Here is a 20,388-nt window from a genome sequence, read left to right on the forward strand (position 1 = left end):
TGTGGGAGCGAGCCTGCTCGCGAATGGCAGCCTCACCCTGGCAAACCTGACACCCTGAGGACCTCACTGTGACCACCCGACAACTCTTCCTCGGCATCGACTGCGGCACCCAGGGCACCAAGGCGATCATCCTCGATGCCAGCAGCGGTCAGGTGCTCGGCGAAGGCGCGGCCACGCACACGATGATCAGCGGCGCCAATGGCCGGCGCGAGCAGGACACCCAACAGTGGCTCGACGCCTTCGCCCTCGCCACCCGCCGCGCCTTGCTCGCAGCCAATGTTGACGGTCAAGCGATCCTCGGCATCGGCGTTTCCGGCCAGCAACACGGGCTGGTGCTGCTCGACGATCAGGGCCAGGTGCTGCGCCCGGCCAAGCTGTGGTGCGATACCGAAACCACTGACGAAAACGATCGCCTGCTCAAACACCTCGGCGGTGAAAAAGGCTCTCTGGAGCGCCTCGGGGTGGTCATCGCGCCGGGCTACACCGTGTCGAAACTGCTCTGGACCAAAGAACAGCATCCTGAGGTGTTCTCGCGCATCGCACGCATCCTGCTGCCCCACGATTATCTGAACTTCTGGCTCACCGGCCGCGCCTGCAGCGAGTACGGCGACGCCTCTGGCACCGGCTATTTCAACGTGCGCAGTCGCCAGTGGGATTTACAACTGCTGCGCGACATCGACACCACGGGTCGCCTGCAAGCCGCGTTGCCGGAGCTGATCGACGCACATCAGGCGGTCGGCACCCTGCTGCCGGCGATTGCCGAACAGCTCGGCCTTAACCCTAATGCGCTGGTCGCCAGCGGCGGTGGCGACAACATGATGGGCGCCATCGGCACCGGCAACATTCAGCCGGGAGCGATCACCATGAGCCTCGGCTCCTCCGGCACGGTGTACGCCTACGCCGAGGCGCCGCAGGTCAGCGCGGACGCTTCGGTTGCGACGTTCTGCTCGTCCAGTGGCGGCTGGCTGCCGCTGATCTGCACCATGAACCTGACCAACGCCACCGGTGCGATTCGCGAACTGTTCGACCTTGATCTCGAACAATTCAACGACCTCGTGGCCCAGGCGCCGATCGGCGCCGAAGGCGTGAGCATGCTGCCATTTCTCAACGGAGAGCGCGTCCCCGCCCTGCCCCATGCGACCGGCAGCCTGCACGGCCTGACCCTGAGCAACCTGACCCAGGCCAACCTGTGTCGCGCCGTGGTCGAAGGCACCACCTTCGGTTTGCGTTATGGACTGGATCTGTTGCGCCACAATGGTTTACAAAGCCGCAGCATTTGCCTGATCGGCGGCGGTTCGAAAAGCGCGGTGTGGCGGCAGATCGTCGCCGACATCATGAACACCCCGGTGATCTGCACCGAACACAGCGAAGCCGCAGCCCTTGGCGCGGCGATTCAGGCAGCGTGGTGCAAGTCATGGTCGAACGGTCACGAGGACACTTTGGCCGATCTGTGCCAGCGCTGCGTGAAGCTCGATCTGCACAGTGAAACCCTGCCGGTTGCCGCCGATGTCGCGGCGTTCCAGCAGGCCTATGAACGCTATCAACAGCATGTCGCAACCCTATAAAGAGCAAACAATTATGTATTTGGTGTGTGGCGAAGCCCTGTTCGATTTCTTCAGCGAAGACGATGCCAGCGGTCTGGCTTCGAAAGTCAATTTCAAGGCGATTGCCGGCGGCTCGCCGTTCAACGTCGCGGTCGGCTTGCGCCGTTTGGGCGTGGATTCGGCGCTGTTTGCCGGGCTGTCTACCGACTATCTCGGCCGGCGTTTGCAGCAAGTGCTGCGGGATGAAGGCGTGCGGGCGGACTACCTGATCGATTTCGCCGCGCCAACTACGCTGGCGATGGTCGCGGTCGGCGCCAACGGTTCACCGCATTACAGTTTTCGCGGCGAGGGCTGTGCTGATCGCCAATTAAGCCTCGCCCATCTGCCGCAACTGGACGCTGAAGTCCGTGGTCTGCACATCGGCTCGTTCTCGCTGGTGGTGCAGCCGATTGCCGACACCCTGCTGACCCTGGTGCAGCGCGAAAGCGGCAAGCGCCTCATCACTCTCGATCCCAACGTACGGCTCAACCCGGAGCCAAACATCGACTTGTGGCGCGAGCGAGTGGCGACCCTGGTGCAACTGGCCGACATGATCAAGGTCAGCGATGAAGACCTGAGCCTGCTGTATCCCGAACAGGATCCACAGCGCGTGATCGAAGGCTGGCTGCAGCATCGCTGCCAGTTGGTGTTCCTCACCCGTGGTGGCGAAGGCGCAACGGTATTCAGTCGCGCGCACGGTTCGTGGTCAGCACCGGCGCGCTCGGTGAAGATCGCCGATACCGTCGGCGCCGGCGATACCTTTCAGGCGGCGCTGATCACCTGGCTGACCGAACAAGGTATGGACTCGGTTGAGGGCGTGCGACAGCTCAGCCGCGAGCAGATCGACGCGATGCTCAGGTTTGCCGTACAGGCGGCCGCCCTTACGTGCAGCAAGACCGGTCCGGATTTGCCCTATCGTCACCAGTTGAGCTGAGCGCGTAGACTGTCGGCCTTTTTGCGCGCATGGGGATGACGGTTTGATGTCGGGGCGGATGGCGGGACTTTTGATACTGGCGGGATTACTCAGCGGCTGCGGCACCTCGCCGCCGCGTTCGCCGGAAGACATCTGCGCGATCTTCCGCGAGAAAAGCGACTGGTACGATGCGGCGCAAGTCACGCAAAAGCGCTGGGGCGTGCCGATCCAGGTGCCCTTCGCGATCATGTATCAGGAGTCCGGCTACCGCTACGACGCCAAGACGCCGCGCAAATACCTGTTGTGGGTAATCCCGTGGGGCCGGGTGTCGACAGCCGCCGGCTATGCCCAGGCCAAGGATGAAGTCTGGGCCGATTATCAGAAGAGTACCGGGCGCAACTGGGCCGACCGCGAAGACTTCGATGACGCCATCGATTTCGTCGGCTGGTACATGGACAAGACCACCTCGATCAACGGCGTGTACAAGTACGACGCCTATAACCAGTACCTGAACTACCACGAAGGCTGGGGCGGTTTTCGCAATAAAACCTACGCCAGCAAGGCCTGGCTGATGCCGACTGCGCGCAAGGTGCAGGCGCGCTCCGACGTGTATGCGCGGCAGTATGCCGGGTGCAAGGAAGATCTGAATCGCGGCTTCTGGAGCCGGTTCTGGCATTGGTTGTAGGGATGACTATCAGGCCCAATCGCGAGCAGGCTCACTCCTACAAGGGATCGATGGCGAACACGCTATCCGCGGCGACCAAAATTCCTTTGTAGGAGTGAGCCTGCTCGCGATAGCGGTCATCCAGGCGCCATAGTCCTAAGGGTTACAACACCGAAAAGTTGTAACTCACAATCAACCGGGTCTCATCCACATCCCGCGCAAACTTTTCATAGTTGGTGCGGTAAGTCGCATTGCGCAGACGCAGGCTGACATCCTTGAGCGTGCCCGTCTGGATCACGTACTTCAACTCGCTGTCGCGTTCCCACTCTTTGCCCTCCTGATCACTGCCCGGGACCTTGATGTGATCACCGTTGACATAGCGGGTCAGGAAGCTCAGGCCGTTGATGCCGATGGCCTTGAAGTCATAGTCATAACGCAGCTGCCAGGAACGTTCCTGCGCGGCGGCGAAGTCGTTGACCTGCACGTAGTTGACCAGATACGGATTGCTGCCATCGAGGTACGGCATCGAATTGTCGCCGTTCATGCGCTGCCAGCCGGCGCTGAAGGTGTGGCCGCTGATGCCGTACGAGAGCATGCCGCTCAAGGCGCGGTTGTCGATGGAGCCGGCTTTGGCATCACCGCTGTCGGCACTTTTCAGCAAACGCAGATCGGCCTTCAGCACACCGTCACCCAGCGGTTGGTTGCCGAGCAAGCCAATGAAGTGCTGGCGGTAGATGTCTTCCAGCTCGGCGTAGTAATACTGCGCGGTCAGGCGATCGTTGATCTTGTAATCGATGCCGTACATGTCGAAATGATCGGCGGTGGTGTTGCAGGCGTAGCGCTTGTTCTTGCAGTGCACGCGGATGTCTTGCGAATCAGTGGAATCGCGCGCGGTGTACTTGTCCAGACGTGCGGCCATGAAGGTCAGATCCTTCACTTCCCTGGAGGTCAGCATGGCGCCGTTGAACATGGTCGGCAGCAAGCGGCCGTCGTTGTACTTGAGCAACGGCAGATCCGGCAGCAGCGCGCCGTACTTCAACACCGTGTCCGAAACCTTGACCTTGGCGGTCAGGCCCATTTTTGCGTACTGGCCCTTCGAGCCGCGCGGGTTCTCGCCGCTGGACGGCAGCAGGCCGCTGTTGCTGCGATCAGGGCTGGAATCGAGCTGAAAACCGAGCATGCCCAGCGCATCGATACCGAAGCCGACCGTGCCCTCGGTGTAACCCGATTGCAGATTGAGAATAAAACCTTGCGCCGACTCTTCACGCTTGGAAGCGCCCTGATCGCTGGAGGTATGCCCATCACGGAAGTCGCGGTTGAAGTACACCGTGCGCGATTCGATTTTCGCCGTGGTGTCTTCGAGAAAACCGCTGGCCTGAACCTGCGCGACAAAACCGGCGCACAGCACAACGGCTCCGAAGCCAAACGACTGGCGCGGGGTGATGAGAGGGAATGGGGGACGCATGAAAAACTCCAACAGTACAGCGTTTGCGCCGGGGCGCAGTCAGCCAGAAAAATAGCTCCCGTCCCGGGTCAAAAACAGCCGGGAAGAAGTGGACACGCAGGGGTGAGTTGCAATGATGGCAGATGGCTTTGACGGTCTGAAGGCGACTTTAGTCTGAAACTGACTGGCGATTCTTCGGCCTGCGATTGGCTCAAATCATGCGCTGACCAAGGGCTCACGACTGCGAAGCCCCCGGTTTCATTGGGTTTAAACGCCGTCATAGGGGTTTTCCCTATACAGCACGGGCCCCCTCTCTACGGCATTTGCGCCTTGAACGAGGCGGTCTAATCCTCCATCATCCGTCACCTGCTTATTCAATGGACGGAATTCAAGGCATGCTGGACGCCAACGCTACCCACATTACCCTTACCCTCGAAGGCGCCTCCGCCGACCTGCAAGTGCTCAGCTTCACCGGTCGCGAAGCCCTCAACGAGCCTTTCCGTTTCGACCTCGAACTGGTCAGCGCCCGCCCCGACCTGAAACTCGAAGAGCTGCTGCACAAGCCCGGCGTCCTGACCTTCGGCGCCACCGGCGAAGGCAAGATTCACGGCCTGGTGTATCGCATCGAACAAGGCGATTCCGGCAAGACCCTGACCCGTTACAGCATCAGTCTGGTGCCGCAGCTGGCCTATCTGCGGCACAACCATGACCAGCAGATTTTCCAGAACCTCACGGTGCCGAAGATCATCGCCCAGGTGCTGGAAGATCGCGGCATTCTGGCCGACGCCTACAGCTTCCAGCTCAACGCCGAGTACCCGCAGCGCGATTACTGCGTGCAGTACGACGAGTCCGACCTGCACTTCATCCAGCGCCTGTGCGAAGAGGAAGGCATTCACTTCCACTTCCAGCACAGCAGCAGCGGGCACAAACTGGTGTTCGGCGACGATCAGACGGTGTTCCGCAAACTCAAGGCCGTGAGCTACCAGCAAGACTCCGGCATGAGCGCCGACAAACCGGTGATCAAGCGCTTCAACCTGCGCCTGGAAACCCGCACCACCCGCGTCAGCCGCCGCGACTACGACTTCGAAAAACCGAAGATCCTGCCCGAAGGCGCGGTCAAATCCGAGTTCGCCCCGGACCTTGAGGACTACGATTACCCCGGTCGTTTCTCCACCCGCGAGCGCGGCAAATTCCTCTCGACCCGCGCCCTCGAACGTCATCGCAGCGACTACAAACTCGCCGAAGGCAAAGGTGACGAACCGACCCTGACCAGCGGCCACTTCCTGACCTTGGCCGAACACCCGCGCGCTGAATGGAACGACTTGTGGCTGCTGCTGGAAGTCTTCCACGAAGGCAAACAACCGCAAGTGCTCGGTGAAAACGTCACCAGCGACGTCACCGACAACAAAAGCGATTTCCACCAGGGCTACCGCAACAGCTTCCTCGCCACCCCGTGGGATGCGCACTACCGCCCTGCCCTCGAACACCCGAAACCCAAAGTCCTCGGCAGCCAGACCGCCATCGTCACCGGCCCGGCCGGCGAAGAGATCCACTGCGACCAGTACGGCCGCATCAAAGTCCAGTTCCACTGGGACCGCGACGGCCAGTCCGACGACAAAACCACCTGCTGGCTGCGCGTCGCCAGCGGCTGGGCCGGCGCCGCCTACGGCGGCATCGCCATCCCGCGCATCGGCATGGAAGTCCTCGTCACCTTCCTCGAAGGCGACCCCGACCAGCCACTCGTCACCGGCTGCCTGTACCACAAGGAAAACGTCGTCCCCTACGACCTGCCGGCAAACAAGACCCGCAGCACCTTCAAAACCCTCAGCTCCCCGGGCGGCAAGGGCTACAACGAGTTTCGGATTGAAGACAAAAAGGGTGTGGAGCAGATCTACATCCATGCGCAGCGGGATTGGGACGAGAACATCGAGCACGACCAGAAGATCCGCGTGGGCAATGAGCGGCATGACACGGTTGAGGCCAACACCTACAGCGAATTCAAAGTCGAAGAGCACCGCATCACCCATTTGAATCGCGTCAGTGAAATGCGCGCAGATGATCACCTGACCGTCGCAGTCACCCAGCACCTCAAAGTAGGCACAGCGCAATTCGTCGAAGCCGGCAGCGAAATCCATTACTACGCCGGCCAGAAAGTCGTCGTCGAAGGCGCAATGGAACTGACCGCCAAAGCGGGCGGCAGCTTCGTCAAGGTCGACGCCGGTGGCGTGACCATCAGCGGCGCCGAGGTGAAGGTCAATACCGGCGGTGCACCGGGTGTAGGTACGCCGGCCGCGCCGTTGCTGCCAGGGCCGATGAAGGTGGCGGATGCGGATAAGGCGGGCAAAGTGCTCATCCCGCTGCCCAAACGCCTCAACGAGTCCGGTATCACGCCGTTGTGCGGCAAACAAAGCAACGGCGCTTGCAGCCGTAAGGATTGCACATGCATGTAAAAGCGCTGAGCGCCCTCCTCGAAGCGCCACGCCACCCCTTCGAGGGTTTGCCAACAGAAAGCTCCGACCTGAGCCTGTGTTTCATCATTGATCGCGTCCGTCAGCCAGAAGCCATGAGCCGCCTCTACCGTGTCGGCGAACCCGTCGACACCCAAGGCCTGTTCCTCAACACCGACTTCGCCGAAATCGCCGCAGACGGCCCTCTCTGGCTGGTCGCCCCGTGGGGCAGTCGCCTCGCTGCAGAAGCGGCAGGTCTCTGCGAAGAGAACTTTTCCGGCATCGCCCTCACCACAGCAGATCCAGTCAAAGCACTTGCACACGCCCGCTGGCTCCTGCGTGCCAACGATGGCTCCGGCGGTCAAAGTCTGTTGAGTTATCACAAGCCAAGTCTGTGGGCCGCGCTGGCCTACACCGCCGGTGAAAGTTCGCATCAGCTCTTCGGCCCTTGGCAACACGTATACAGCCCGGCGCCGGTCCACTTCGGGCGCAATCGCGGTCGCTGGCTCAGTTGGCGAGCCCTTTCGGAACTTGAATGGCTGGACGACGTCTCAGCGTTCAACCTGCCACCAGCAGCGCCAAAGGTTCAGGCGCATCTGGGATGGGTTTACTGGGCAGACGAGCAATACTCTGCCTACGGTGAACCTACCGACGAACAACTGCCCAACCTCGTGGAAAACCTCAATGTGCTGGTTGCCCACAACATTTACGAAGGGCGTCATTTACTGAAACTGGGCCAAATCACCAACGGCCCGCTGCTCGAAACGCAGCCACAGGCAATGGCCATCCTGCAATCCAGGGAAGAGTCGTTCATCAAAGTGCAGCAGTTGCAGAAACACGCTAACAGCGCTGCTTGATGAGCCCGTCCGTAAAGAATGAATGGAAGCGAAATGGAAACTGAAATTTCAGAAGCACCCAAGGTAGATCTCAACGGACCAAGTGCGAACGTATCGACTTCAGCGGTACCGGTAGAAAGCAAGCCAGCTTTGGAGCTTGATCCCCAGCCTGAAGCGCCTGACAGTTGCTCTAACGCGTTCGACAACGTGAAGACGCCTTGCTCGACGGAATATGGCGAAGTGATCTACGCCACCAAGGAAAAAATGTTCTACCTGTTGCCTAAACGAGCGGCCAGCTCGATCAAAGAGGCGATGAATGAACTCGAGCAACACATCAGCGCCAGCAAGTCTCCGGAAGAACGACTCAAAGGTATGAACACCGCAGGGCTTCTAGAGTACTTTCTGGAGCCCAAACTGAGTAATTTCCTGCAAGGCGAGCAAAAAAGCCGAATGCTCGAAATCGAGGCTCAGGAACCCGATATCGCGCAGCCCACCATGGCTATGCGATTGAAGGCTGTCAGCCGAGAGGCCCGAAACTCCGCTGCTTTGGACAAACTGCCAGACCAAAGCGAATACGCTCGCAATCGGGAGCTTGCCAATCAACAGCAAGCGAGCCTGCTTGAAGCCAACTCTGACGGCCAGAAACTGCAGCGCCTCTACAACGAATGGAAGAAGCTGAAAGCGATTGCAGTTGCACAGGCAAAAATTGCTGGCTACACCTACGAAAGCGGCAACCTGTTTTCCCCAGGGGCGATCGAAGCAAGAAATCGCGTGCAGACTTACTTGAAAGCCCGCGCTGCGCTCACGAAGAGTGGCAAGTTGACGACTCTGAAGGAGGCAGACTTTCAGAAAAACAAAAAGGCTTATCTGGACGCCACAAACTGCGTAATCGATGGCAAAGCCCGGATGTGTGGTTATTTAAAGGAAGTTGCTAACGAGCGCAAAAAAGTCGAAAAAGACTTCGCTGCTTATATCGATGCGATTTTGAAAGTTGCCGACTACGGATTGGCCCTACCGGAGTTTGCGCTCATTCCTGAGACGGGTGACATCAGCGCAGGTGTCGAGAAGTTCAAAGCATATCTCGAGATGGAGCAGCAACAGATCAAGCTCACCGAGCAGATCCGCACGAAATATAAAGCCTGGATTGACGCCAGCGGCCAAAACGTCGCGCCCCCCACAGGAATCGTGGAAGCGGAGCAAGCAGAGTGGCAGCGCATCCAACAAGATCGCCTTAAACTCCGCGAAGACGCTGAAGCAGCGGTTGCTGCAGCCCTGCCATTACGACACCTCCTGTGGGAACCCGAGCAGTTTCAACCAAAACCGGAAGAGCGCTTGGTCAAAGCAGAATTTCCTTTGCGCGAAGTTGCACTTTTCAATAGTCCCAACAGTCCCGTTAAACACCTGAGTCTGCTCAATCTGGAGGGCATCACAAAGGTACTGAAAAAGGACGCGAGTGAAATCGGCGCCAAAGCAAGCAAGGATTTGAAGAAACTTCCGGGAAACAGCAACGGAAAAGCAACATCGGACACTGACGACAATCCTTTCCATGAGTGGCTGCGAGCGGAAGGTGCACTAGCCATCAAAGATCAGCAGAGTGACTGGTTTGATGAGAAAGGCTGGTTTGATGTAGAGCTGTTCCATTCTTACCTGAAGTCGAAAAACTACAAGGTCGAAACCTTTGAGGATGCAGGAGCCCGCAAGGACTGGGGACTTCGTCTTCGTCAGTTGCTCTTCAAAGAAGAAGTCAGAAGCTCGTTGCGCCTGTTCGACAATAGCCCCCAAGCGCAACTCGTGCGTTGCCTCACACCGCCGCAGTCATCAATCCACACTGGCGCTAAGATAAACGGCCCGACATTCAGTGTCGCGGATAACTTCAAAGCTTCCGCCAAGGCTGAAGCAAGCCTGGGCATTGACCTCGCACGTGGCGAAGTCGAACTGATGAAAATGGATCTTCCGGGCAGAGATCAGGCCAAAGACATCCTGATTCCTTACCTCGACTACGACAAAAATCGCAAAAACCTGAATCTCGGTCGGTTCTCCATCCACCTGGGCGCCAGAGCCTGGGGATACACAGGTGCCACTCTCCTCCTTTCCTCCAGCGTGCAGTTGGGACGTGCAAACGTACAAGGCGGCCTAAATCTTCCGGAAATCACCGACGCAAAACGTCCTGAAACGACAAATTCAACCGCTGGAACCGTGAGAAGCGAACCGGTGCTGGAAGGCAATGCCGCCAAAGTTCGAGTAGAGGACGGCGCCAAAGCTCAATTCAACCTTTTTGCTGGAGTGCAGGCAGGGATCCTACTGACCGGCGCTCTGAACTGGGCACCACCAAAAGACATAGCAGCCTTGCGCACCGCGCCAACGCCCGGAATGGGTAACAGCGTCAACAGCACCAAAGCCAGTCAATGGTCCAGTCTTGCCAGACTTACTGCTGGTTTTACTGCCGCATACGGGCTTGGCACGAATGCAGACATTGGCATTTCCTTGCACGAAGGCCGCTTCATTATGCGGTTCAAGGCATCTGTCATTGTCGGAGCGGGAGCCGGCGGCGAGTTCCAGTTCGAAGTCGGTTATGACGGGGTTACTGACCTGATTAACCTCCTACGCCGCGAGATTCACAAGAACCAGGATAAATCGCTGATTTTTGTTACGGATGAAGCATCGGATTATATCGACAAGCTCAATTTCCTTGGCGCTGCCGGTATGGAAGTGGCGATGTCTTATATGCAGGGCGTTGATATGGTGATGTCTTTGTATGAGGCGTTAACAGGAGGTGGTCGAGGCGGTACTGTCGCTCATACAATCATGACATATCGAAACCAAGCAGAGCTTGAAGAGTGGTTCATAGCAGCTACGCCAGGAGCGTTGGGTCCGATGCTAATGACACTTACCAGTGCAGCGGAAGCGTTCAAAATCCCACTAAAACTTTCCGACAGCAGCCTCGCTACTGAGTATAGTCATGACCAAGCTCACCTTCTTCAGCAAAAAGCAATTGAGCGCACTCTTGGTTGGATAATAAAGCGCGCCGAAAAAGACGGAACTATTTTAAAAGCACAAAGCCAATTTGAAGAAGCCTGCATGTGCATGAACAGGTTTGGGACAAAAGAGAAGAACCAAAACCAGAAATATTGCGAGAACCGCCTGCACATGGATAATTTCATGTCGGAAGCAGTTATGCGACTTCAAGATCGAACAAGTGACGACACCAGAGCTAGATACAAAGCGCATGTTAAAACTCTTGGCGAGCGACTAGACGGCTATTGCGCTCGGATTACACACTATGGAAGAACATATTTGCCAAGTGGAAAAGCAACCTATACCGGACCGGACGACAGTGTAAAATGATTAAAAACATGCAATACAAATCAATATCCCAAATCTTTTTTGTGCTCCTGGTGTTCGTATCTAATTCCGCTATGGCACTCACAAGCGCTCAGGCAACTGCTAAAGAAAAAGGAATTACGCTTTTTAATCAATATAAACCTGCTGAAACGGAACTTCGGATTGCTGCAGAAGCAGGTGACGCTGAATCACAATTCTACTTGGCTGAAGAGCTCCGACAAAGAAGCCAATACATTACGACTGAGGCAAAAAAATGGTTAGAGGCGGCAAGTGCACAAGGTGATCTTTACGCCATGCTTAGGCTCGCCCGCTCGGACGATGATCTCTGTACGACAATGAAAAACTGCCCTCCCGGGCAAAAAACTTCGGCAGAGTGGATGGATAAAGTAAAAGAGTTAGCAACATCTAGAGCTGAAAAGGGTGACGCTGAGTCCGCTTATATCATGTATTTGGCGACTGGCCAGTTGGACTGGTTAAAAAAATCCGCAGAGTCTGGTTTTGCTCAAGGTCAATGGCTGCTTGCCATTCGATATAAGGAAGGTAATGGATCCTTTTTGTTGCCTTGGAAACGATCGGAAGCTGTGGAGAGTTGGGCAAAGGCATCTGCTATGGGAGGTAATCCCAAGGGAATGATGGAGTACGCTGCCATTCTTTTCGAGAAGGGTGACGTGGAGAGTTTTCGATATTGGAATGAACAAGCCGCTTCAGTTGGCTTCGCTACTACAGTATATGGATATGGGTCAGACCTTGCCCATGAGCCCGATACTTATGGCTTCCCTTATGACATCATCAAAGGCTATGCCTTAATTTATTTATTGAAAGAGCTTGATGGCGGAGGCGGCATGGATGCGAACGTCAATGATAAGCTTCCTAAAATCGCTGCAAAAATGACGCAAAATCAAATAGCAGAAGCAAAAATATTTGCACAACAGTGGAAAGCTACTCACCCGCCGCTCTCCTTTTTCCCCGACAAACTTGGACGCTAATTCAAAGCACTTCCACGACCAGATTAGGGCTAGATACAAAAAAACATGTTGAGGAGCTTGGCGCGAGACTAGACGATTTTTTTCAACGATTTACGCACTATGGCCGGACATACCTTTCTGGCGGAAGAGCGACATATTACGGCCCAAAGAATAAATGACTAAAACACAATCATGACAACACAAGTCCAAATCCGGCACCGTTGCCAGCACCAAAAGCACAGACCAAGTGCTGACCGGGCGTGCCGCCAATGTCCAAATCGAAAGCGACTTTCAATGTTTTCGGAGGCTTGCAAGCCGCCATCGAACTCACCGGCGCACTGAACTGGGCACCACCTAAAGAGCTGGTCGCACTGCGCACCGCACCAACGATGGGTATCGGCAGCGATAAAGACGCGAAAAAAGCGAATCCATGGTTGACGCTTGCCAAGCTGAGTGGGTCTGTGGGGGTTGCGCTGGGCGCAGGATTCCAGGGAACGGCGCAGATTTCTGTGGATAAGGCCGCTTTATTCTCAATCTGAAGGCTGCGGTAGTGCTGGGCCCTGGTGCTAACGGCAGCTTTAAGTTTGAGATTGGTTATGAGGCGGTGGTTGATATCATCAACTTGTACCGTAAGGAACTTCACAAGACTAAAGGTCGTAAGGTCGAGTGGATGGATCCTGAAGCGAGTGAATATGCGTCAGCGCTTAATGCATTGGGTGCTGCCGGGTTGAACGTGGCGATGGCGTACATGATGCGTTGGGATGTTGGGATGTTGTGATGTTGTGATGTTGTGATGTTGTGATGTTGTGATGTTGTGATGTTGTGATGTTGTGATGAGCCTATATGAGGCGCTGACTCGTAGTGGCAAGGGTGGTCCAATTGCGGATGCGATTGTTGAGTACGGCAATCAGAGCGAGCTAGAGGACTGGTGTATTAATGCAATCCCTAGCGCATTGGGCCCGCTACTTAGAACATTAAGTAGCCCGCCTGAGGCGCTCTCTGTAAATAGCGAAGGTTCAAAACGAACATATCCACAATCGGAAGCTCATGCACTTCAACAGAAAGCAATCGAGCGAGTTTTAGGTTGGATTGTTAAAAACGCACAGAAGAACAACACTATTGACAAAGCACAAAGCCAGTTTGAGATGGCGTGTATGTCGATGAATGAATTCGGCGTAAGAGCTGCTAACTCAGAGCAAGATTACTGCAAGAATCGATTTGCGCTAGATAGCTTCATGGCAGAAGGCGTTCAAAACCTACTAGACAAACAAAGCAACAGTGCCAGAGAGCGTTACAAAAATCACGTAAAGCTGCTTGGCGCGAATCTTTCAGAGTATTGCCAGAAAAATTTCGTTCCTCGTCCAAACTACTCTAGTAGTGGAGCGTCACCCTTTTTAAGAAATTTCTAATGAGCACAGAAAATATGAGTATTTATAAGGCGCTTCGCTCGCTAATCATCTGGTCTGTTATTTTCTCTCAGAGCGTAAGTACTGCAGCATTTGCTTCCACGCCAGACAGTCAGAATAACCGCAACAAAATTAGCGGAATCATCTTATACAACCAATTAAAAATCGACGCTGCCATTCCACAATTAGAAAAAGACGCAAAGGCCGGCGATATAGATTCCCAATATTACTTAGGAGAGGCTCTTCGAAAGCGGAATCGCTACATGACGAGCGAAGCACAGCAATGGTATGAAAAAGCTGCGAATAATGGATCTATATTTGCGATGATTCAATTAGGTCGCCAAAACAATGATCTTTGCAAAAAAATGAACAACTGCCCCCCTAGCGAAAAATCAAGCGCCGAATGGTTGAGCCAGGCAAAAGATCAAGCTATGAAGGGAGCAAGCAAAGGCGATCCTGAGTCTTTGTATTTGATGTATGAAATAACTTTCGATCGTACCTGGTTAGAAAAATCGGCTAGCTCAGGCTACGCGCTCGCACAGTATTGGATGGCCGTCGGTGATCGGCAAGGTGAGGGATTTTTCCTTCTTCCCGGGAAGCGGGAAGCATCAGTAAGCCGGTGGTTGAAAGCGGCTTCTGAGGGAGGGAATCCAAAAGCAATGATGGATTACATTGAGATCCTTTATAAAAACAACGATCTCGAGGGCGTCCGTCATTGGCTTCAAGTAGCGGCTGAAACAGGGGATCAAAAAGCAATCAGCAGCTATGGCTCTTACCTTGCTCATGCGCCTGATCAGGTTGGTTACCCTTTGGATTTGGTTAAGGGCTATGCACTGATTAGCCTGCTCAAAGAGCTGGATGGGGGTGGTGCCATTCAGGATTTCGTTCAGGATACTCTTGAAGAGATTGGGGCAAAGATGACTTCCGAACAGATTGAAAGCTCAAAAGCAGTCGCTAAAAAATGGAAAGACAGTCACCCGCCCCTCTCCTTTTTCCCCGAAAAACTGGGACGTTAAAAACAATTATTTCTGCGAAAGAAATGCCGTAAATAACGGAAAGAGTGAGTTGTATGAACTCTACTTCAACCTCACTCATTCCCTTCTTGCTACAACATCAAACCGGCGCCTTCCAATCCAGCATCTGCTGCTGTGCCACCTGCAGCAAATCATTGCCGTCCTGCGCCAGCAGGTACAGCGCATGGGTAATGTGTGGAATGTCCTGAACATCGCCATGCCGGAAGCACATGCAGTGCAGGGTTTCGAGCAAGTCGCTGCAGGCGCGGATGCGCTGGACGGCGGACTCGAGGATGTCTTGGGGGTTGGCTAGGGTGTCGATGACCATTGGCGCGCTGTCGGTGACGCCGCTGTTGAGCGGGTGATAGCGGCTAGGGAGCGGATTTGGTGTAAGCATATTGATTACTCGATTGTTTCGAAAGTAACCCGCCAGCACCGTGACCAAACGATGGGAGGCGGACCGTGTACAGGCTTGGTCAACCGAGAACAATCAACTCAGCTCGCCCGAAGGCGTCCTGCACACGGCCACCACAGCAATGCACTACACGGTCAAAGAACTCCGCGGTGCAAATGATGGCACATATGCAATCGATTATTCTCAGGTGACCAAACCCGAATCGCTGATTTTGCAGCGACGCCAAACCATAACCGCCCCGCTCCCGCCGCCGAAAGCAGACAAGGCATCACCCCTTGTAGGAATCGGCACCGCATCCCCGAGAAATCATCCCTGTGCCAGACAGCCGGCGTTCAGCCCGGTTAACCATCGCTTAACGCCGCAGTCCAAGACTGTACTGAACCGCACACCTCAGCTCCTGGCTGACGCCGAGTGCGGCAGGTTCGGCCGTATGGCGCCGAACGCTCATTCCGTCGTACGGGAGTCCGATTCATGAACATTCGCACGCTATTGCTCACCTCCGCCCTAGCCTGCTGCGCATTCGCCGGGCTGGCTCAGGCCAATGACACCAACGCTGCTACCCAGCCCGTTCCTTACCAGTACGGCATGCCGTTGCATGTGAACAAAGTGATCTCGCTGACCGAGCCACAGACTCAGCAGTGCAAGGTCATCACCGCTGACATGAAGTACATCGACAATGCAGGCAAGCCGGCGGAAATCACCTACCGGAAAATGTCTGACGCCTGCAGCTTCCAGAACTGACAGAAGGCTCTGATTTGCGGCTTTGCGGTAGGCGGTGAGGGGCTCGCGGGTTATGCTCGGGGTCACTTCTCACTGCCGCAAGGACTCGCCATGCAGTTGTCGTTTCGCACGCTGTCGATCATCACATCTTTGTTGTGTTTCGTGCTGGCGCTGGCTTGGGGCTTTTTCCCGCAGGTGTTTCTGGCGATCTGGAGCATTGAGTATTCGAGCGCTGCCGGTTTTGTAGCGCGACGCAGTGCGGTGCTGTTTGCAGCGTTGGGGGTGATGTTTTATCTGGTGCGCAGCGCGCCGCCGTCGCTGGGGCGCAATGCCCTGAGTAACGGGTTTATCGTCGGTTGTTTTGGTCTGGCGGTACTGGGTTTTGGCGAATGGCTGAACGGCCACGCCGGCCCCGGGATTCTGCTCGCGGTGCTGGTCGAGTTCGCGCTGGGCCTAGGCTTTGTGCAGGCCCGGCGCGTGACGGTCGAACTGGGTGAAACGGTGAGTTAAAGCGCTCTGGAGCGAGGACTGTAATGCTGTGGTGTGGTTTGTTGCGCCAGATCCGAGCGCAGGCCGGCAATCAGATCGTTGATCTCGCGACAGCCATTGAGATGGCTCGCGTCGATACCGCTGACGTGCAGATCAACCTGGTCAGTCTGGTGGTCGCCGAAGACCTTGACGGTCATCGACAGGTCTGGCGACAGCGTGCACTGGCAGCGTTTAGGCAGAAAACTGCTTTCAATGATATTGCGTAGTTCCAAGGCAGACAGAAACATGGTGAACCTCTCCTTATTGATGAAACTGCCAATCAACTCTTCACGTTGACCGCTTTTGCTGCCCCTGCACGGGTGTGTCCCCGCTGATTCCCTGGTGCGGCAAACGGTTGTACTGCGAAATGCCCATTGGAGTGTAGGCGCCCGAAGCCGGTGCGCTGCACCAAAGCGACGCATAAAACGTGCCTTTCATCGGGTCATTTCGACCCTCATGAAATCAAGCACTTGGCGCGGTGGCCAGCAGTTGGCCAGTTGCAAAATGCAAGATCGACCCTCCTGAGCACTGCAATTTGCAAGTCGACACCGGTTTGCATTCATCGCTGATGACAGTGAGAATGCCCGACATCCACCCTACACCCGCCAGGAGGCTTTCATGGGTTCTTTACGCGCTCGCGCGACAATCGGTCTGCTCGTTGCCGGCCTGTCCACCCTCGCCCACGCGGCCAAACTCGAAGACGTTGCGCCGTATCCCAAGGCGGAAAACGGCTTCACCCGCCAAGTCATCTACCTGCCCAAACAGGATCAGGAAGAGAACTTTCAGGTTGAAGTGCTCGCCGGCAAAACCCTGGAAGTCGACTGCAATCGCCAGCGCCTGGGCGGCGCTCTGGACGAGAAAAACCTCGAAGGCTGGGGCTATCCGTTCTACCGCCTGGAAAAAGTCATTGGCCCGATGAGCACGCTGATGGCCTGCCCACCCGGCACCGCGAAGAAACGCGCCTTTGTCCCGGTTGTCGGTGACGGCTTCATGCTGCGCTACAACAGCAAGCTGCCACTGGTGATCTACGCCCCGAAAGATGTCGAGGTGCGCTATCGCATCTGGTCGGCTTCGGACAAGGTCGGCACTGCTATTGCGGAATGACCTGAACAGGGAGCGCCAAACGTGATTACCTGCCATGTGCGATACGTGATCGATCCGTACCAACTGACCGAATTCGAGGCCTACGCCAAGGCCTGGCTGGGCATCGTCGAGCGCTTGGGCGGCACGCATCACGGCTATTTCCTGCCCTCCGAGGGCGCGAGCAACATCGCTTATTGCCTGTTCAGCTTTCCTTCGCTGGCCGATTACGAAAGCTACCGGCACATCGCGCTGACCGACCCGGAAAGCACGGCGCTGGTGGAATCACTGGTGCAGAAGAAATTCATCGTCAGCTACGAGCGCAGTTTCCTGCGCCCACTGCTGCCCTGAGTGTTATCACGCCGGGACGCCGCACACCGCGGCGCGCTCGGCGACATGGCGCAGGCTGTCGAAGTTGATATTCGCGCCGGAGTCGATCGCGACGAAGGTCTGCCCGCGAACACCGCTGCGCGCCACGTATTGCTTGATGCCGGCCACCGCCAATGCCCCGGAAGGCTCGGTGATCGAGCGGGTATCGTCGTAGATATTCTTGATCGCCGCGCACAACTCGTCATTGCTGACGGTGACCACCTCGTCCACGCAGAACCGGCACACCTCAAAACCATAAGCGCCGATCTGCGCCACCGCCACGCCATCGGCGAACGTTCCGACACTGGGCAACACAACGCGCGCATCCGCCTGCAGCGCCGCCTTCAGGCAGGCCGAATGCTCCGATTCGACACCGATGATCCGTACCTCCGGTCGCAGGTATTTGACGTACGCCGCGATGCCGGCGATCAGCCCGCCCCCACCGACCGGAACGAAGATCGCATCCAGCGAGCCCTGATGCTGACGGAGGATTTCCATGGCCACCGTACCTTGGCCGGCGATCACATCCGGGTCGTCGAATGGAGAGACAAAGGTGCGCCCGGTTTGCTCGGCCAGTTGCAGCGCATGGGCCAGGGCAAACGGAAAACTCTCGCCGTGCAGCAGCGCCTCGGCGCCCCGACTTCGCACCCCAAACACCTTGAGTTCGGGCGTGGTCGAGGGCATGACGATGGTCGCCGCGATCCCCAGCTCCCGCGCTGCCAGCGCCACGCCTTGGGCATGATTGCCCGCCGAAGCGGTGATCACCCCGCGTGCTTTCTGCGCATCGCTCAATTGCACCAGCTTGTTGTAGGCGCCACGGATCTTGAAGGAGAACGTCGGTTGCAGGTCTTCGCGCTTGAGCAGGACCCGGTTGCCCAGCGCCTCGGACAGCGCCGGCGCAGCTTGCAACGGCGTGCGCACAGCAATGTCGTAGACCGGCGCGGCGAGGATCCTTTTCACGTACTGCTCAAGCAGGGTTTGTTGGTCGGGGCTGTGCGGCATGGTCGTCTCCTGACGTTTTGATCAGAACCCCGGAGACAGAAAATAAAAACCCGCCTCTAGGGCGGGTTGGGTGCTGCAGTCGTGAGCTAGCCCGCCAAATGAGGAATGGCGGTAATAATGCTTGGCTGGCAGCGCAATACGGTGGAAGTCATAGGCCTGAAATTAGCCCGGCGGCGGCCGGCGAGTCAATGGCTTATTTGCGGACGCCAAGGTAGGCTGGCGATTCTGCTCATCACCCCAAGGAAGGAATACATGATGCCTGTCGCCCTGCCCCTCACGGCGTTGATTGCGTTTACTGGCTACACCGTGTCGGTGATGCTCCAGGCCGAACAGTCGTTGATCGACTTCGGTATCAGCCTGATGTCGCGTCCGGACACAGCGCAGGTGGTGATTGATCTGTATCTGCTGGCGACGCTGGCCGGGGTATGGATGGTCAAGGACGCCCGCTCGCGAGGGATGTCGGTCTGGTCGGTGGTGCCGTATCTGTTGCTGACGGCGGTGTTTGTGTCGATTGGGCCGTTGTTGTATCTGGTGGTGCGTGGGGTTCGGGAGCGCAGGAACGTGACTGTGGCAGATCCGGCGAGCTGATCCTGAGCCTCCGGTGCTGCTGAAATTGCTTTCGCGAGCAAGCCCGCTCCCACAAGGGATTTGTGTCAGGCACAGATCCCGTGCCAGCCCGCGATCCACTGTGGGGGCTGGCTTGCCAGCGAAGGCGTCGGCAAGCCACCACAGATCACTTGGCCAACCGCCGCAACCCAAACAACATCCCCCCCGCCCCCAACAACATCACCAGCAGAAACACCGGGTATGAAATCCACCACGGCGTGCCCGCCGTCATCATGCTGAATTCCGACATCCCGCCAATGCTCGCAATCAGGTTCAACGGCAGAAACACCACGTTGATCAACGTCAACTTGCGCAGCAGGTTGTTCATGCTGTTGTTCATCAGATTGCCGCGCGCATCGATCAGCCCCGAGAACACCGTGGAGTAGATCTCCGCCTGCTTGTAGCACTGGTTATTCTCGATGATCAGGTCGTCGATCAGCCCGATCGCCTCGCTGCCGAAATGCTGTTTTTCCGCATGATTGCGCAGCCGCGTCAGCACCGCGCCGTTGCTGTGCAGGGCATTGATGTAATAGATCAGGCTTTCGCTGAGATTAAACATCTGCACTAGATGCTGGTTCTGCATCGAGGCGTTGAATTTCTGTTGCAGCTCGCGGGCAACCAGTTTGATCACCTTCAGATGGCCGAGGTAGTGATGGATGTTGTTGAACAGCAAATCGAGCAACACATCCAGCGGCGCGTTGAGCGGCTGGCGCGTGCCGATGCCGTGCAACGGCGTGTCGTCGGTGGCGATCACCAGCAGTTGCCCGGGAGCGAACAGCAGGCCGCAGGACGACACCTCAAACGCCAGGCTGCCACCGCCGGAATAGTTTTCCGGACGTTTCCAGATCAGGAATAAATGATCAGGGTGAAACTCGATTCGCGACACCTCGTCCGGGTCCAGCGCCGAGGCCAACGCGTGTTCGTCGACCTTGTAGTGGCTGTGCAGCAAATCGCGTTCGGCCGCATCGGGATTGCTGAACAGCATCACCTCGGCATCCAGCCGCTCGACCCGCTGCAACGCGCCATGACTCAATGCGAAACTGCTGATCATCGGC

At 56.5% G+C, this 20,388-nt stretch carries 20 protein-coding genes and 1 pseudogene; 16 read left to right on the top strand and 5 right to left on the bottom strand.

Annotation, left to right across the window (positions count from 1 at the left end; all coding sequences use genetic code 11):
* Positions 1–68: 68 nt before the first annotated feature.
* From xylB to ACOYXG_RS13875, 3 genes are read left to right on the top strand one after another with little or no spacing between them, the layout of a single operon-like run.
* Positions 69–1,565 carry a xylulokinase gene (xylB, locus tag ACOYXG_RS13865; protein WP_460352296.1) on the top strand — a complete coding sequence of 499 codons (1,497 nt, stop codon included), beginning with the start codon at positions 69–71 and terminating at the stop codon, positions 1,563–1,565.
* A 13-nt stretch (positions 1,566–1,578) separates the two neighbouring features.
* Positions 1,579–2,517 carry a carbohydrate kinase family protein gene (locus ACOYXG_RS13870; RefSeq protein ID WP_460352298.1) on the top strand — a complete coding sequence of 313 codons (939 nt, stop codon included), beginning with the start codon at positions 1,579–1,581 and terminating at the stop codon, positions 2,515–2,517.
* 58 nt (positions 2,518–2,575) lie between these two features.
* The gene (locus tag ACOYXG_RS13875) at positions 2,576–3,181 is read left to right on the top strand and encodes a transglycosylase SLT domain-containing protein (RefSeq protein ID WP_460352300.1); all 606 of its coding nucleotides are present in this window, start codon (positions 2,576–2,578) and stop codon (positions 3,179–3,181) included.
* 142 nt (positions 3,182–3,323) lie between these two features.
* Here ACOYXG_RS13875 and ACOYXG_RS13880 read toward each other — a convergent pair whose 3' ends face one another.
* Positions 3,324–4,625, bottom strand: coding sequence for an OprD family porin (locus ACOYXG_RS13880; protein WP_460352302.1), 1,302 nt, complete (start codon positions 4,623–4,625; stop codon positions 3,324–3,326).
* A gap of 374 nt (positions 4,626–4,999) precedes the next feature.
* On the opposite strand from ACOYXG_RS13880, the gene ACOYXG_RS13885 reads away from it, so the two are divergent.
* From ACOYXG_RS13885 to ACOYXG_RS13920, 8 genes are all read left to right on the top strand, one after another.
* On the top strand, positions 5,000–7,054 hold the full coding sequence (locus ACOYXG_RS13885) for a type VI secretion system Vgr family protein (RefSeq protein ID WP_460352304.1): 2,055 nt from the start codon (positions 5,000–5,002) through the stop codon (positions 7,052–7,054).
* Positions 7,045–7,908 (top strand): DUF4123 domain-containing protein, encoded by an 864-nt coding sequence (locus ACOYXG_RS13890; RefSeq protein WP_460352306.1) that lies wholly within the window; start codon positions 7,045–7,047, stop codon positions 7,906–7,908. Before ACOYXG_RS13885 ends, ACOYXG_RS13890 begins: the two co-directional genes overlap by 10 nt.
* 33 nt (positions 7,909–7,941) lie before the next feature.
* On the top strand, positions 7,942–11,232 hold the full coding sequence (locus tag ACOYXG_RS13895; RefSeq protein WP_460352308.1) for a hypothetical protein: 3,291 nt from the start codon (positions 7,942–7,944) through the stop codon (positions 11,230–11,232).
* Between the two features lie 8 nt (positions 11,233–11,240).
* Entirely contained in the window at positions 11,241–12,215 is a 975-nt protein-coding gene (locus ACOYXG_RS13900; protein ID WP_027612729.1) for a tetratricopeptide repeat protein, read from the top strand.
* 248 nt (positions 12,216–12,463) lie between these two features.
* Positions 12,464–12,733: a hypothetical protein gene (locus ACOYXG_RS13905; RefSeq protein WP_460352310.1), complete on the top strand. Its 270-nt coding sequence runs from the start codon at positions 12,464–12,466 to the stop codon at positions 12,731–12,733.
* 11 nt (positions 12,734–12,744) lie between these two features.
* Positions 12,745–12,972, top strand: coding sequence for a hypothetical protein (locus ACOYXG_RS13910; protein ID WP_460352312.1), 228 nt, complete (start codon positions 12,745–12,747; stop codon positions 12,970–12,972).
* A gap of 55 nt (positions 12,973–13,027) precedes the next feature.
* Positions 13,028–13,603 (top strand): hypothetical protein, encoded by a 576-nt coding sequence (locus ACOYXG_RS13915; protein WP_460352314.1) that lies wholly within the window; start codon positions 13,028–13,030, stop codon positions 13,601–13,603.
* Positions 13,603–14,616 carry a tetratricopeptide repeat protein gene (locus tag ACOYXG_RS13920; RefSeq protein ID WP_460352316.1) on the top strand — a complete coding sequence of 338 codons (1,014 nt, stop codon included), beginning with the start codon at positions 13,603–13,605 and terminating at the stop codon, positions 14,614–14,616. Before ACOYXG_RS13915 ends, ACOYXG_RS13920 begins: the two co-directional genes overlap by 1 nt.
* A 97-nt stretch (positions 14,617–14,713) precedes the next feature.
* Here the strand turns inward: ACOYXG_RS13920 and ACOYXG_RS13925 are convergent, their stop codons facing one another.
* Positions 14,714–15,010, bottom strand: coding sequence for a hypothetical protein (locus ACOYXG_RS13925; RefSeq protein ID WP_097087376.1), 297 nt, complete (start codon positions 15,008–15,010; stop codon positions 14,714–14,716).
* 489 nt (positions 15,011–15,499) lie between these two features.
* Here ACOYXG_RS13925 and ACOYXG_RS13930 point away from each other — a divergent pair, with 489 nt between their 5' ends.
* Together ACOYXG_RS13930 and ACOYXG_RS13935 are read left to right on the top strand one after the other, a co-directional pair.
* Entirely contained in the window at positions 15,500–15,769 is a 270-nt protein-coding gene (locus ACOYXG_RS13930) for a DUF2790 domain-containing protein (RefSeq protein ID WP_460352318.1), read from the top strand.
* Positions 15,770–15,859: 90 nt separating this feature from the next.
* Positions 15,860–16,258, top strand: a complete 399-nt coding sequence (locus ACOYXG_RS13935) for a hypothetical protein (RefSeq protein ID WP_414889078.1) — start codon at positions 15,860–15,862, stop codon at positions 16,256–16,258.
* Here the strand turns inward: ACOYXG_RS13935 and ACOYXG_RS13940 are convergent.
* Positions 16,255–16,524: a DUF1652 domain-containing protein gene (locus ACOYXG_RS13940; protein ID WP_047597127.1), complete on the bottom strand. Its 270-nt coding sequence runs from the start codon at positions 16,522–16,524 to the stop codon at positions 16,255–16,257. The genes ACOYXG_RS13935 and ACOYXG_RS13940 overlap by 4 nt on opposite strands.
* A 370-nt stretch (positions 16,525–16,894) precedes the next feature.
* Between ACOYXG_RS13940 and eco the strand changes: the two genes are divergently transcribed.
* Together eco and ACOYXG_RS13950 are read left to right on the top strand one after the other, a co-directional pair.
* Positions 16,895–17,380, top strand: a complete 486-nt coding sequence (gene eco / locus ACOYXG_RS13945; RefSeq protein ID WP_096796565.1) for a serine protease inhibitor ecotin — start codon at positions 16,895–16,897, stop codon at positions 17,378–17,380.
* A gap of 21 nt (positions 17,381–17,401) precedes the next feature.
* A complete protein-coding gene (locus tag ACOYXG_RS13950; protein ID WP_003225174.1) occupies positions 17,402–17,707 on the top strand; it encodes an NIPSNAP family protein in 306 nt (101 codons plus the stop codon).
* A gap of 30 nt (positions 17,708–17,737) precedes the next feature.
* Here the strand turns inward: ACOYXG_RS13950 and ilvA are convergent.
* Positions 17,738–18,727 (bottom strand): annotated as a pseudogene (gene ilvA, locus ACOYXG_RS13955) (threonine ammonia-lyase, biosynthetic); the annotation flags it as partial.
* Between the two features lie 252 nt (positions 18,728–18,979).
* Between ilvA and ACOYXG_RS13960 the strand changes: the two are divergent.
* Entirely contained in the window at positions 18,980–19,315 is a 336-nt protein-coding gene (locus ACOYXG_RS13960; protein ID WP_414889077.1) for a DUF2834 domain-containing protein, read from the top strand.
* A gap of 145 nt (positions 19,316–19,460) precedes the next feature.
* On the opposite strand, the gene ACOYXG_RS13965 is transcribed toward ACOYXG_RS13960, so the two are convergent.
* On the bottom strand, positions 19,461–20,384 hold the full coding sequence (locus ACOYXG_RS13965) for a magnesium transporter CorA family protein (protein ID WP_047597123.1): 924 nt from the start codon (positions 20,382–20,384) through the stop codon (positions 19,461–19,463).
* Positions 20,385–20,388: the final 4 nt, after the last annotated feature.

This window comes from Pseudomonas sp. G3-39, assembly GCF_054790485.1.